General features: G+C 68.6%; 7 protein-coding genes. All 7 read left to right on the top strand.

The features are described from left to right. Positions 1 to 78 precede the first annotated feature (78 nt). The 7 genes from M3T53_RS01025 to purL all read left to right on the top strand — a co-directional run bounded on the left by M3T53_RS01025 (position 79) and on the right by purL (position 14,234). The gene (locus tag M3T53_RS01025) at positions 79 to 4,503 is read left to right on the top strand and encodes an SdrD B-like domain-containing protein (protein ID WP_272432579.1); all 4,425 of its coding nucleotides are present in this window, start codon (positions 79 to 81) and stop codon (positions 4,501 to 4,503) included. 612 nt (positions 4,504 to 5,115) lie between these two features. Next, positions 5,116 to 8,157: a DUF5979 domain-containing protein gene (locus M3T53_RS01020; protein ID WP_272432578.1), complete on the top strand. Its 3,042-nt coding sequence runs from the start codon at positions 5,116 to 5,118 to the stop codon at positions 8,155 to 8,157. Between the two features lie 235 nt (positions 8,158 to 8,392). Next, positions 8,393 to 9,727, top strand: coding sequence for a phosphoribosylamine--glycine ligase (gene purD, locus M3T53_RS01015; protein ID WP_272432575.1), 1,335 nt, complete (start codon positions 8,393 to 8,395; stop codon positions 9,725 to 9,727). 27 nt (positions 9,728 to 9,754) lie between these two features. Further along, positions 9,755 to 10,681 (top strand): phosphoribosylaminoimidazolesuccinocarboxamide synthase, encoded by a 927-nt coding sequence (locus tag M3T53_RS01010; protein ID WP_272432574.1) that lies wholly within the window; start codon positions 9,755 to 9,757, stop codon positions 10,679 to 10,681. Between the two features lie 76 nt (positions 10,682 to 10,757). Further along, positions 10,758 to 11,024 carry a phosphoribosylformylglycinamidine synthase subunit PurS gene (locus M3T53_RS01005; protein ID WP_272432572.1) on the top strand — a complete coding sequence of 89 codons (267 nt, stop codon included), beginning with the start codon at positions 10,758 to 10,760 and terminating at the stop codon, positions 11,022 to 11,024. Beyond that, positions 11,021 to 11,731, top strand: a complete 711-nt coding sequence (gene purQ / locus M3T53_RS01000; RefSeq protein WP_272432571.1) for a phosphoribosylformylglycinamidine synthase subunit PurQ — start codon at positions 11,021 to 11,023, stop codon at positions 11,729 to 11,731. Before M3T53_RS01005 ends, purQ begins: the two co-directional genes overlap by 4 nt. A gap of 130 nt (positions 11,732 to 11,861) precedes the next feature. Continuing rightward, positions 11,862 to 14,234 carry a phosphoribosylformylglycinamidine synthase subunit PurL gene (gene purL / locus M3T53_RS00995; protein ID WP_272432570.1) on the top strand — a complete coding sequence of 791 codons (2,373 nt, stop codon included), beginning with the start codon at positions 11,862 to 11,864 and terminating at the stop codon, positions 14,232 to 14,234. The last annotated feature ends 290 nt before the right edge of the window (positions 14,235 to 14,524 follow it).

The raw sequence follows: 14,524 nt of genomic DNA, 5'->3' as shown, positions 1-14,524 counted from the left end.
GAAAGGGATTGACCCGGATGAATGTTCATAGCGCGCTGAATCGACGCGGGGGGGGGGGTGCTGGGATTCCTCGTTGCGGTGATCACCGCCGCCGTCGTCATGGTGGGGTCGGTTTTCCCCGCCCATGCGGCCGATGATCCCGCGATCAAGCTGTCGGCGACGAAACTCGTCGCGACGAACGGCGTCGGCGTCGAGTACGACGACCCCAATCATGCGCTGACGTACGGCAATGGCGAGCTGGTCCAGTTAACCGTCGCCTGGGACGCCAGCGAGGTCGAGAAGATCACGACCGACACCTCGTTCACGATCGAGCTCCCCGCCCCTCTGGACAGTCGCATTTTCCCGCGGACCGACCCGATGATCTACACCGATCCGGGCACCGGTCAGGAAGTCACGGTCGGGCAGTGCGTCACCGAGCAGAAGAAGACGGTCTGCACCTTCAATCAGGAGGCCGCCGACCGGTCCGCTCAGGGGTTCAAGAACTTCAAGGGCACCGTGAAGATGCTGATGACGATCCTCAGCGTTCACAGCGAGTCCACTCTTCCCTTCATCCTCAACGGCAAGGTCGTCCCTGTCCCGACGCCCGGGGGCAAGGGCATCGTCGAGGCCCCCTTCACCAAATGGACGTTGAACAAGTGGACCGGGAAACTCGAAAAAGGGCAGACCAAGAACCAGTGGACGATCGCGTGGAACAACGACTACCTGCGCGATAACCTCAAGCCCGCCGGCACGGTGAAGACCGATGGCAGCCGCTCGACCGTCGTCTTCCGCGATGCTCTCGGTGAGGGGCAGAAGTTCGATGCCTCCCGGCCTCAAGAAACCGTTCTCGTACTCAACGGTATTCCTTCTAATCCTTATCGTTATCAGCGTCTGCGCACTCTCAACGGCCCGGTTGACGCCCAAGGCAACGAGTGGGAACTCCAGGTTTCCCCTTCCGCCGATGGGAAGAATATCGACATCACGGTCACCGGCCCGTTCGCGCCTGAGTCGAATATGTCGGTGATCCTGCCGATCGTCTTCGACGAGCCCGTCAAGCCCGGCGTCGTCTACAAGAATCAGGTGCGGATCGACGGGCTCGACAGGGTCGCCAACGAGTCGAACTACTACGTCGAGACCGTCGAGATCACCGTCTCCATGGACCCCGGCTTCGGCACCTTCAAGATCCAGAAGCTCGTCGAGGGCAACGGCTCCGCCCTCGTCCAGGAGGGGACGACCTTCCCCGTCCTCGTCGAATTCACCCTCCCGAAGAAGGCCACCGACTACACGCCGCACTGGGCTCCCCCGGCCGGCTTCACCATGGATGCCGACGGGATCCACGGACGCGGGACGATCAACGCGATCCTCGGCCAGTCCGTCTTCTTCGACAAGAAGATCACCCTCCCGTGGAAGACCCAGGTCACCCTCTCGGAGGACCCGAACCAGTCCAACCCCGCGCCTCGCGTCCAGTGGGGAGAGCCCAAGTTCGACAAGCAGACCTTCGAGGTCCAGGATCAGAAGGCCGTCACCATCATGCTGACGAACACCGCGACGAAACTGCCCGTGGTCTCCGTCGGCGACTACGTGTGGGAGGACCTCGACAAGAACGGCCTGCAGGACGACGGCGAGCCGGGGATCGCAGGCGTTCAGCTGACGCTCGTGGGCCCCGACGGCGCGCAGGTCACCGATGTCAACGGCACCCCGGTCGCGCCGGTGACCACCAACGCCGCGGGCATGTACCTCTTCGAGAACCTGCCCGCCCTGCCGGCCGGCAAGCACTACACGGTCAAGGTCACCGCGCCCGCCGGCTTCCTGCCGACGAAGGACAACGCCGGCGATCGGGCGAAGGACTCCTCCGCCGAGGCCGGCCAGGCCGAGTCGACGGACCTCGTCAACGACGGGGACAAGGACCTCACCCTCGACTTCGGGTACATCAAGGCCGTTCCGGGCATTGATGTCGAGAAGTACGACGGCGACTGGAAGGGCGTGGCATTTAGCGCCGACGGGACTCCGGACCTGACCGACGGCCAGCCGACGGTCCTGCCCGCGGGCGACCGCGACACCGCCGACCAGGCCCTCGTCATCAAGGGCCAGGCCGAGCAGAAGGTCTCCTTCACCGTCACCAACACCGGCCTCGACAAGCTGACCAAGGTGTTCGTCGCCGACAAGACGACCTCCGGCCAGTCGCTCACGGGCATCGTCTGCTCCGTCAACGGCAAGGAATACCCGGCCGACGCCTCGGGCACAGTCTCCCTCGGGGACTATGTGCTCGCCCCGAAGGCGGCGTTCACCTGCACCGCGACGCTCCCGAAGTTCACCGACTCGACCCCGCACGCCGACACCGTCTCGGTCCAGGGCACCCCGGTCTCCGGCGGTGAGCCCGTCACGGACGAGGACCACTGGCACGCCAAGCCGGCCCCGAAGGTCTCCGTTGGCGACTACGTGTGGGAGGACGTCAACCGCGACGGCCTTCAGGACAAGACCGACCGCCCGATCAAGGGCGTGACACTCACCCTGTCCCGCTCCGACGGCAAGACCCCGAAGAACGCCGACGGCTCCGATGCGACCGTGACGACCACGACCGACGCCGACGGCAAGTACGGGTTCTCCGGATTGGAGGTCCTGCCGGCCGGAACCCACTACGTCGTCTCCGTCACCGCGCCCACAGGCTTCGTCCCGACGAAGGACAACGCCGGTGATCGGGCGAAGGACTCCTCGGCCGAGGCCGGGAAAGCCGAGTCCATCGATCTGGTCAAAGACGGGGACAAGGACCTCACCCTCGACTTCGGGTACGTCAAGGCCGTTCCGAGCATTGATGTCGAGAAGTACGACGGTCCGTGGGCCGGGGTCAAGTTCGGCGCCGACGGGACGCCGGAGCTGACCGACGGCCAGCCGACGGTCCTGCCCGCGGGCGACCGCGACACCGCCGACCAGGCCCTCATCCTGGGACGCGATGCCTCGAAGGGCGTGACGTTCACCGTCACCAACACCGGCACCGAGGGCCTGAAGAACCTCACTTTCGTCGACACGACGACCGGAGGCGACAAGCTCCAGGACCTGACGTGCACGATCGGCGGGAAGACGTACACCGCGAAGAACGGCGTCGTCTCGTTCCCCGCAGACGTCGTTCTCAAAGTCGGTCAGTCCTACGAATGCACGGCGACGCTCGCCGCCATGGGCCCGGGTGCCGCGCACTCGGACATGGTCGACGTCTCCGGTAAGGGCGTCGCCTCCTGCAAGCCCGCTAAGGACTCCGACCGCTGGCACGCGAAGACCCCCGGCGAGGTTTCCGTCGGCGACTACGTGTGGGAGGACGTCAACCGCGACGGTCTTCAGGACAAGACGGACCGTCCGATCGCGGGCGTCGAGTTGACGCTGGTCGGCCCTGACGGCAAGCAGGTGACGGATGTCACCGGCAAGCCCGTGGGACCGGTGAAGACCGACGACAAGGGCATGTACCTGTTCGAGGCGCTGCCGGTCCTCAAAGACGGGCAGAAGTACACAGTCAAGGTGACCGCTCCTGCCGGGTTCATCCCGACGAAGGACGGCCAGGGCTGGGATCGCGCGAAGGACTCCTCCGCCGAGGCCGGCCAGGCCGAGTCGACGGGGCTGACCAAGCACGGCGATAAGGATCTGACCCTCGACTTCGGGTACGTCCGTCCGCGCGTGAGCGTCGGCGACTACGTGTGGGAGGACCTCGACAAGGACGGCGTCCAGGACGACGGTGAGCCCGGTATCGAGGGCGTCACCCTCGAACTGGTCGGTCCCGACGCCAAGGCCGTGACCGATGTGTTCGGCACTCCCGTTGGACCGGTGAAGACCGATGGCAAGGGCATGTACCTCTTCGAGAACCTGCCCGTCCTGCCGGCCGGCAAGCACTACACGGTCAAGGTCACCGCGCCCACCGGCTTCGTCCCGACGAAGGACGGTCAGGGCGGCGATCGGGCGAAGGATTCCTCCGCCGAGGCCGGGAAAGCCGAGTCCATCGATCTGGTCAAAGACGGGGACAAGGACCTCACCCTCGACTTCGGGTACATCCGCCCGCGGGTCAAGGTCGGCGACTACGTCTGGGAGGACCTCAACAAGAACGGCCGCCAGGACTCCGGCGAGCCGGGCATCAAGGGGGTCACGTTGACCCTCACCGACTCCCAGGGCAACCCCGTGACCGACGTCAACGGCAAGCCCGTGGGGCCGGTGAAGACCGACGACAAGGGCTACTACGAGTTCACCGATCTCAAGCCCGGCACGTACAAGGTCACCGTCACCCAGCCGGAGGGCTACGACCCGACGACAGCCCACCAGGGTGATCGGATCGGCGACTCGTCCACCGGATTCGAGATCTCGGTCGATCTGATCAACGACGGCGACGAGGACATGACCCTGGACTTCGGCTTCGTCAAGAAGCCCGTCCCGGCTAAGCCCCCGCTCGCTAAGACGGGGTCATCGGCGGCGGTGGTTGCCGGTGGGGCTCTCGTCGCGCTGATCGCCGGTGGCATCCTGCTCGCTGTGCGCAAGCGCCGGCAGTGATCCGGTGGGTCGGGGCTATCGCCTGACGGCAATAGTCTCGACCCGGTGAGCGGACGCTCAAACGGCCCCCGTGCCCTCGGGATATCCCGGAGGCGCGGGGGCCGCTTTGTCGTCGGATTCGGGTCGGAATCGAGTCGTCGAATACCGGGTGACGATCAAGCCGAGCGCTGCTCCGAGAGCGTCCCCCACCTCCCCGCTCGTGACGGTGGAAGAGGCCTCGGCCGGCGTCCATCGGGTGCACGAATGTGCCGGAAGGCCAATCCCTGCCGCAGCAGTGTTCTGCGATGACCCCGGTTCCAGGGACGTGCTCCTCGCGGGAACGGATCGGCCAGACGATGGAATCCCCCGCATTTCAAGACAAACAGTGTTTTAGAGGAAAAGACCCGTGTGGGAGGAACCGTCTGCGCCCCTCCAAAATACAAGAGTTGAAATTTGACCCGCCTCCTGGCGATTGATACCCCTGTCCTGCCGCACTGGTCGTCGGATCGTGCTCGCGGACTCCGGCGACCACTGCTTGTGCTGGCGCCGTCTCGATTCCAGGAAGGTGATGACGTGGGACGACATGTGGCACGGAGCCACGATTTCGTACGGATGAAACACTTCGGAGCGCTCGTGCTTTTGTGCGCACTGCTCCTGCAAGTGATGGTCTTCGTGACCCCGGTTCGGGCCGCGAGGGCCGCGAACCCCTGTGCAGGGACGGTCAGCGACTTCGAATGGCAATCCGGTGACTTCGTCACAGGCGGACGGTTCGTCAGCGGCGGGGACGGCCAGGCCCGCGTCTCCTTCAGATTCGCCCTGGATGCCTCCGCCGCCGCGGGTGACGGATTCACCCTTACCCTGCCCGACGAGCTCGTCGTCCTCGGCCACGAGGCGGATATCCCCCTGAGCATCGAGGGCGTCGAGGTTGGCCGCGGCCACTGGTCCGGGAAGACCGCACAATTCGTCTTCAACTCGCAGATCGAGAAGTACGGGGACGTTTCCGGACAAGCATGGTTCACCGTCGGATGGGATCGTGCGCGCATCACCACGTCCGGCCAGTCCTACCGGATGACTTTCACCGGATGCCGCGGAAGCGGAACGCTCGACGGCGAGTACCTCGCCGATGGCCCCTCCGGCACCTCTCAAGGCAGCGGCAAGACCGGACGACTGCCCGAAGGGAACGAGCTCGGGAACTGGACGGTTTTCGTCGCCACGACCCGCACCGACGTCTACGAGCCCCTGGTGATCGAGGACTCGAACGGCCCGGGCTATGAACTCCTGTGCGAGGGCGTCACGGTCTCCGACCGCACTCCGGCCCCGCACACCGCGATCAAGGACACGCCGATCGACTCGGCGCGGTGGTCCTGCTCCCCGAAGTCGGGCGGGGGAGTGGTCATCTCCTTCAAGCCGCTCTCCGACGGCAGGTACCAGCCGGCCCGCGAGTCTTTGATGATCGAGATCCCCTGGCGCGCCACCGCGCAGATCGCCGACCTCGACGACGTCGTCAACACCGCCCGGATCTCCGTTGCCGAGAACGGGAAGCCGAAAGATGTCACCGGCAAGATCCTCATCCCCCGCCAGGGCGGGGACGCCACGGGGTATCGCGCGAAGTTCACCATCGAGAAGAAGACGACCGGTGACGGGGCCCCGTCGGACGCCCGATTCGAATTCGAGTACAAGTGCCTCGCCGACGAGTTTATCTCGCTGCCGGGAATCCGAGCCGGCGAAAGAACCGCCGAAGTCTCCACCCGTTCCTCCGCCACCTGCATCATCCGCGAGAAGGACCTCCCGCACAACGCCACCCTCTCCCTCGACGTCGTCTCGGGCGGCGCGTCGGTATCCCCCGTCGACGGCGGATTCGCCGTCACTTTCGCGAAGAATGCGCAATCTGAGGTGAGGCTCCTCGCGACGAACCACTACCGCCAGGAGACCGGCACGTTCAAGGTGAGGAAAGCCGTCGAGGCCAATGGGGCCGCCGTGCCGGAAGCCTTCACCGTCCGATACGACTGCGGCGACGGCTCCAAAACCCTCGTGGTCCCCGCGAACGGGACATGGGCGCAATCCGAGCCGATCGCCGCAGGCGCGACGTGCCGTCTGAGTGAGGACGAACGATCCGCCGCGTCCGCCGGCTACCGCCTCGATGCCCGGTTCTCCGACGCTTCCGTGACGATCGTCGGCGGGCGAACCAGCGAGGTCACGCTGACTAATACGTATACGCAGATCCGCGGCGGCTTCAAGATCAAGAAAACTGTCGACGCTCCGCAAGGGGCTCCTGTTCCCGCGCAGTTCCCGTTCCATTACGAGTGTCGTCACGGGCTCACCCCCGTCGCCTCGGGGGACCTGCTCATCGCCGGTGACGGCCGGGCCCACGACGCAGGGGTCTCCGTCCCAGTCGGCAGCCAGTGCACGGTGACCGAGAAGACCGCCGACCCTGCCGTCCGAGTCGACGGGTACACGCTGGAAGGATCCCCCAGGGCCGGCTCCGGCGCCGTCGAGACAACGCTGATGATCGACGAAGACCCCGTGACAGTCGACACCGCGGTCTTCCTCAACACCTATACCCGTGATGCGGGGACGTTCTCGGTGAAGAAGACCGCGACCCAGGAGGCCGTCGGCCACCGCTTCTCCTTCGCCTACACGTGCTCGCTCAACGGCCAGCCGCTTCCGAACGGGAGCGGGCGGATCGCGGCCGTGGCCGGTGGCGAGGCCGTCGGTGTCGGCGCGCAATTCCCGACCGGAGCCTCCTGCGTCGTCTCCGAAATCCAGGACGGTGCGACGATCCCCGGTTTCACTCTGAAGCCCCCCGCTCCGCAGACGATCACGATCGATGCTCCGAATCAGGTTGTTGAGGTCGTGTTCCACAACGCCTATACCCGTGATACCGGAGGTTTCACCGTCCGGAAGAAGGTCGATGGGACCGCCGCGAACCTGGCCGACGGTGCGGAGTTCTCCTTCACCTACACGTGCCTGGACCCCGCAACGTCCAAGACGACGGCTGACGGTCGATTCTCGCTCAAAGCGAACGAGTCGCAGACAATCTCCCCTCTTCCGACGGGCGTCTGCACGATCACCGAGGAAGAGCCGGCCGATGTTGACCACACCGACCGGATGACCACGATCACGGTCAACGGGGAGAGAACGGACGGGACCAGCGCTGAGTTCGCGCTGGAGAAGAACGCGTCGGTGAATATCGAGGTGACGAACACCTACACTCGCCGTCTCGGCAGGTTCTCGATCGCGAAGTCCGTTGAAGCTCACGGGGCCGACGTCCCCGCTGAGTTCACGTTCATCTACGACTGCGGACAGGGCGAGCGGACGATCGTGGTCCCGGGGAACGGGGACCCCGTCGAATCACCGCAGGTCGACGCGGGGACGACATGCACGATCCGTGAGGACACCGCATCCGCCATGGTTCCCGGGTACTCGCTCGATTCGCGCATTTCGCATGCTCAGGTGATCGTCCCCGATGAGGAGATCGTCCGTGTCGCCGCTCGTAACGAGTACTCGCCCATCCCTCCCGCTCCGAGAACCCCCGGGAAGACCGCACCCATGGTTCCGTCGGCGCCTTCGCTGCTCGCCAAGACGGGGTCGTCGGCGGCGGTGGTTGCCGGTGGGGCTCTCGTCGCGCTGATCGCCGGTGGCATCCTGCTCGCTGTGCGCAAGCGCCGGCAGTGATCCGGTGGGTCGGGGCTATCGCCTGACGGCAATAGCCCCGACCCGGTGAGCAGACGCTCATACGGCCCCCGTGATCATGATCACGGGGGCCGTTCTCCATTCCATATTCCATCTGTGCACCGCGATGCTTCTCGACGCGATTTCGCCCCTTGAACGCGTCCAAACGACGCCGAGACGCATGGTTGTGCACACACTGCGCCCCGCGACTCCTCCCCGGCCCGCTAAGCTGATGAATGTGAAGGTTCTCCTGGTGGGCAACGGGGGGCGCGAACACGCACTCGCCCGGGCCCTGATCCGCACCGCCACCGACACCGCCCCGGTCGATCTCATCGTTCAGGCCGGCAACCCCGGCCTCGAGCCTCTCGGCCGCTCCCTCGTCTTCAACCCGCTCGACCCCGCCGACGTCGTGCGCCGGGCCGTGGCCGAAGCCGTCGATCTGGTCGTCATTGGCCCCGAGGCCCCACTCGTCGCCGGCGTTGCCGACGCCGTTCTCGACGCCGGCATCCCCGTCTTCGGACCCACGCGCGACGCCGCCCGACTCGAAGCCTCTAAGTCCTTCGCCAAGCGGATCATGGAGGAAGCCGGGGTGGCCACGGCCCGCTCCTACACCTGTACGACGATGGACCAGGTCGACGCGGCCCTGACCGACCTCGGCGCCCCCCACGTCGTCAAGGACGACGCCCTCGCCGCCGGCAAGGGCGTGATCGTCACCGACGACCGGGATGACGCCCTCGCCCACGCCCGCGACTGCCTGTCGCGCGACTCGGGCGCCGTCGTCGTCGAGGACTACCTCGACGGCCCCGAAGTCTCCCTCTTCTGCCTGGCCGACGGCACGACCGTCGTCCCCCTCGTGCCCGCCCAGGACTTCAAGCGCGTCGGCGACGCCGACCAGGGCCCCAACACCGGCGGCATGGGCGCCTACTCCCCGCTGCCGTGGCTGCCCGACACCGCCGTCGACGAGATCGTCCGCGAGGTCGCCGTCCCCGTCGTCGCCCGCATGGCCCAGCGCGGCACGCCCTTCCGGGGCCTCCTCTACTGCGGCCTCGCCATGACCTGCGCGGGCATCCGCGTCGTCGAGTTCAACGTCCGCTTCGGGGACCCCGAGACCCAGGTCGTCCTCGAGCGCCTCGACTCGCCCCTGGCCCCCCTCCTGCACGCCGCCGCCACCGGGACGCTGGCCGACGCCCCCGCCCCGGCCTGGTCGGCCGACGCCGCCGTCACCGTCGTCATGGCCTCCGGCGGATACCCCGGCCCCCTCGACACCGGCCACGAGATCACCGGCATCGACGAAGCCGAGGCCCTTCCCGGCGTCCACGTGATCCACGCGGGCACCGCCGAGACCATCACCTCCGACCCCGCTGACGTGGCCGCCGGATGCTGCGGCTTCGAACCCGACACGGCCCTCGTCAACTCCGGGGGGCGCGTCCTCGACGTCGTCGGCAGGGCGCGCACCGTCGACGAGGCGCGGACCGCCGCCTACGCGGGCGTCGCGAAGATCCACTTCGACGGGGAGCACCACCGCACCGACATCGCCACCTGGCCGGCCGTCCTCGACGCCCCCGGCGCCTGACCCCGCGAGACACGGAGGAACGACCCCATGACCGCTCACCTCGAACTGGCCGGCTGGGAGCACGTGTCCTCCGGCAAGGTCCGCGACCTCTACGCCCCCGCAGGCCGGTCCGGGTCCCCCGACCGCCTCCTCATCGTGACCTCCGACCGCATCAGCGCCTACGACCGCATCCTCCCCACCACCATCCCCGACAAGGGGACGATCCTCAATCAGCTCGCCGTCTGGTGGATGGGGAGGGTCGACGACATCGTCGGCACCCACCTGATCGCCACCGAGCCGAACCCAGCGGACCCCGCGGATCCGCGGGCCGTCCCTGAGGCCGTCGCCGGGCGCGCCGTCGTGTGCCGGGCCCTCGACATGATCCCCATCGAATGCGTCGTCCGCGGATACCTCACCGGCTCGGGCCTGGCCGAGTACCGCGACCGCGGGAGCGTGTGCGGGATCCGCCTGCCCGACGGTCTCGTCGAGGCCAGCCGCCTCGACGCCCCGGTCTTCACGCCCGCCGCCAAGGCCGAGCTCGGCGACCACGACGAGAACATCTCCTTCGAGGCCGCCGCCCGAGTGGTCGGCCGGCCCCTGGCCGAGCGCCTGCGCGATGTCTCCCTGGCCCTGTACGAGCGCGCCCGCGCGATCGCCGCCGAGCGCGGCGTCCTCATCGCCGACACGAAGTTCGAATTCGGGCTCGACCCGGCCACTGGCGCCCTCGTCCTCGCCGACGAGATCCTCACCCCCGACTCGTCGCGCTTCTGGCCCGCCGACCAGTGGATCCCCGGCCGGGAGACCCCCAGCTTCGACAAGCAGTACGTCCGCGACTGGCTGGCATCGCCAGCCTCCGGGTGGGACCGGGGCTCGAACGCGCCGCCCCCGCCCCTGCCCGACGAGGTCGTCGCCGCCACCCGGGACCGCTACATCGAGGCCTTCCGCCGGATCACCGGCGCCGACCCGAGGCTCTGACCCGCTCCCGGACCACCGGGCCCAAGACCCGGGCATCCGACTGCCGGACGCCCGACACCCAACAAGGAGGAACGCCGTGGGGAGAATCATCGTCGAAGTGATGCCGAAACCGGAGATCCTGGACCCGCAGGGCAAGGCCGTCGGCTCGGCCCTGCCCAGGCTCGGCATCGAGGGCTTCACCGACGTGCGCCAGGGCAAGTGTTTCCACCTGGCGGTGGACGGCCCCGTCACCGACGCCCTCCTCGCCGACGCGCGCCGCGCCGCCGAGGAGGTCCTGTCGAACCCGATCATCGAGGACGTCGTGCGCGTCGAGGAGATCGTCGAGGCCGGGGGCGCCCAGTGACGCGCATCGGAGTGGTCACCTTCCCCGGCACCCTCGACGACCGGGACGCGGCGCGAGCCGTGCGCCTGGCCGGCGCCGAGCCCGTCGCCCTGTGGCACAAGGACGCCGATCTGCGCGGCGTCGACGCGGTGATCCTGCCCGGGGGGTTCTCCTACGGCGACTACCTGCGCTGCGGGGCGATCGCCGCCGTCGCCCCCGTCTGCCGCGAGGTCGTGCGGGCCGCCGGCCGCGGGATGCCCGTCCTGGGCATCTGCAACGGCTTCCAGGTCCTGTGCGAGGCGCACCTGCTGCCGGGCGCGCTGATCCGCAACGACCACCAGACGTTCGTGTGCCGCGATCAGGTCCTGCGCGTCGAGAACGATCGGACCGCGTGGACGCGGGCGCTGACGGCCGGAGAGGAGCTGACCGTGCCCCTCAAGAACGGCGAGGGCAACTTCCAGGCCTCCCCCGAGGAGCTTGAGCGCCTCGAGGGCGAGGGGAGGGTCGTCTTCCGCTACGTGGGCGTCAACCCGAACGGGTCGGCCCGCGACATCGCGGGAGTGTCCAACGAGGCCGGGAACGTCGTCGGCCTCATGCCCCACCCCGAGTACGCGGTCGAGGAGGGCTTCGGCCCGCTCGTGCGCGACGGGGACCTGGCCCGCGCCCACGGCGGAACGGCGGGACTGGCGATCTTCCGGTCCGCCGTCGCCTCCCTCGTCGGCGCCTGACGGGCGCTTCGCGCGTCGACCCTCGGGCCGGCGCCACCCACCTACGACACGCGCCGGCCGGGACCTCCCGAGCCGACGCCCCACGCACGACCGGCGGCCCAGCGCCGCACCCCACCGAATGGAGCCCCGCATGACCGCCGACGACGCGCACGGCGCGCCCCGTGAACTGCCCGATACCGTCGACACCGCCGCCGCCACTCCCGAACGGCCGATGCCGTGGAGGGACTTGGGATTGAAGGAGGACGAGTACCAGCGCATCCGCGACATCCTCGGTCGACGGCCGACGAACGCCGAACTGGCGATGTACTCGGTGATGTGGTCCGAGCACTGCTCGTACAAGTCCTCGAAGAAGCACCTCGTCGAGCAGTTCGGCGCCCGCACCACCGAGGAGATGCGCCGCCGCCTCCTCGTCGGCATGGGGCAGAACGCCGGAGTCGTCGACATCGGCGGCGGGTGGGCCGTGACCTTCAAGGTCGAGTCCCACAACCACCCCTCCTTCGTCGAGCCCTACCAGGGGGCCGCCACCGGCGTCGGGGGCATCGTCCGCGACATCATCTCCATGGGGGCCAGGCCCGTGGCCGTCATGGATCAGCTGCGCTTCGGCGCCGTCGACCACCCGGACACGGCGCGCGTCGTCCACGGCGTCGTCGCGGGCGTCGGCGGCTACGGGAACTGCCTGGGGCTGCCGAATATCGGCGGCGAGACGGAGTTCGACGCGTCCTACCAGGGCAATCCGCTGGTCAACGCCCTGTGCGTGGGGGTCTTGCGCCACGACGACATCCACTTGGCGAACGCCACCGGCGAGGGCAACCTCGTCGTCCTCTTCGGCGCCCGCACCGGCGGCGACGGCATCGGCGGGGCGTCGATCCTCGCGTCGGAGACCTTCGAGGACGGGATGCCCGCGAAACGGCCCTCCGTCCAGGTCGGCGACCCGTTCATGGAGAAGGTCCTCATCGAGTGCTGCCTGGAGCTGTTCGCCGCCAAGGTCGTCCAGGGCATTCAGGACCTGGGGGCCGCGGGCATCTCCTGCGCGACGTCGGAGCTGGCGTCGAACGGGGGCTCGGGGATGCACGTCGATTTGGAGAACGTCCTCCTGCGCGACCCGACGCTGACGGCCGGGGAGATCCTCATGTCCGAGTCGCAGGAGCGGATGATGGCGATCGTCGCCCCCGCGGACCGGGACCGCTTCTTCGAGATCGTCGACAAGTGGGACGTGGAGGCCTCGGTCATCGGGCGCCTGACCGGTGATTCGCGCCTGACCATCGACCACTTCGGGCATCGCATCGTCGACGTCGACCCGGCGACCGTCGCCCACGACGGCCCCGTGTACGACCGGCCCTACGCCCGGCCCGCGTGGCAGGACGACCTCCAGGCGGACACGTCGGCGTCGCTGCCGCGCCCGACCACGGGCGCGGGGCTCGTCGCGGACGTCCTCGCCGTCCTCGGCGACGTCAACCAGGCGTCGAAGGCGTGGGTCACCGACCAGTACGACCGCTACGTCCAGGGCAATACCGCGCTCGCCCAGCCCGATGATGCGGGTGTGATCCGCGTCGACGAGGAGACGAACCTGGGAGTGGCCCTGTCCACCGACGCCAACGGCTGGTACACGAAGCTCGATCCGGCGGCCGGCGCCAAGCAGGCCCTCGCCGAGGCGTATCGCAACGTCGCGGTCGTCGGCGCCGAGCCGGTGGCGATCACCGACTGCTTGAACTTCGGCAGCCCGGAGGACACCGACGCGATGTGGCAGCTCGTCACCGCGATGGAGGCCCTCGCCGATGGGTGCGTCGAGCTGGGGATCCCGGTGACCGGCGGGAACGTGTCCCTGTACAACTCGTCGGGGGCCCAGAAGAACCTGCCGTCCTCCTCGATCAACCCGACGCCGGTCGTCGGGATGCTCGGCATCATGGAGGATGTCACGCGGGCCAATCCGTCGGGGTTCGCCGAGGAGGGCCTGGCCGTGTTCCTCCTGGGGACGACGCGCGAGGAATTCGACGGGTCGGCGTGGGCGCGCATTGTCCATGGGCATCTCGGCGGGCTGCCGCCCGCCGTGGACCTGGGGGCCGAGGTGCGCCTGGGCAACGTCGTGCGCGCCCTGTCGGCGGCGGACGGACCGGATGCGCGCCCGCTGGTGCGCGCCGCCCACGACCTGTCGAACGGCGGTTTGGCGCAGGCCCTGGTCGACGCCTCCCTGCGCTTCGGCATCGGCGGCTCCTTCGACGTGTCGGACGCGGCGCGCCGCGACGGCGTCGGCGACCTGGAGATGCTCTTGTCGGAGTCGCAGGCGCGGGCGATCGTCGCCGTCCCGGAGTACGCGGTGGAGGCCCTCGCGGCGGCGGCCGAGGCGGAGGGCGTGCCGGCGGCTCGCCTGGGGACGACCGGCGGGGACATGCTCGTCGTCACCGGAGTCGACCTCCTGGGGGACACGGGCAACGGCGCGGGGTGGGTGGCGGACCTCGATGAGCTCAGGGAGGCGTCGGAGTCGGCGCTGCGCGACCGCTTCTAGGGGTAGTCGGTCGGGAGTTCGGGTGCGGTCCGTCGAGCGGTGCTGCTGTCCACGAGGGGCGCGGTCCCGTCCGGTGGCCGGGTTTAGGCGGGCGACCGGGGTCACGGGGTCTCGCCCGCCGGGCTCGCGCGTGCTGGCGGGGGCGGTGAGTCGATGGCCGGGCGCCGGTGCGGGGACGAGACCGGCCCTGGCCGGGCGCGGGGCGGGTCGTGGCGCGTGAGGGGACCGGGTCGAACGGGGGCCCGCCCCGCTGCGGGCCCCGTTCGAGGGGATCGGTGGAGGCTCCGATC

Origin of the sequence: Actinomyces sp. B33, from assembly GCF_028437565.1 — a bacterium.
Lineage (GTDB): Bacteria > Actinomycetota > Actinomycetes > Actinomycetales > Actinomycetaceae > Pauljensenia.
This window is presented reverse-complemented; position numbering and strand designations above follow the sequence as displayed.

Coding starts and splice junctions, on each gene's coding strand:
- M3T53_RS01010 (WP_272432574.1), top strand. CDS start 9,755: ATGACCGCTCACCTCGAACTGGCCGGCTGGGAGCACGTGTCCTCCGGC.
- purL (WP_272432570.1), top strand. CDS start 11,862: ATGACCGCCGACGACGCGCACGGCGCGCCCCGTGAACTGCCCGATACC.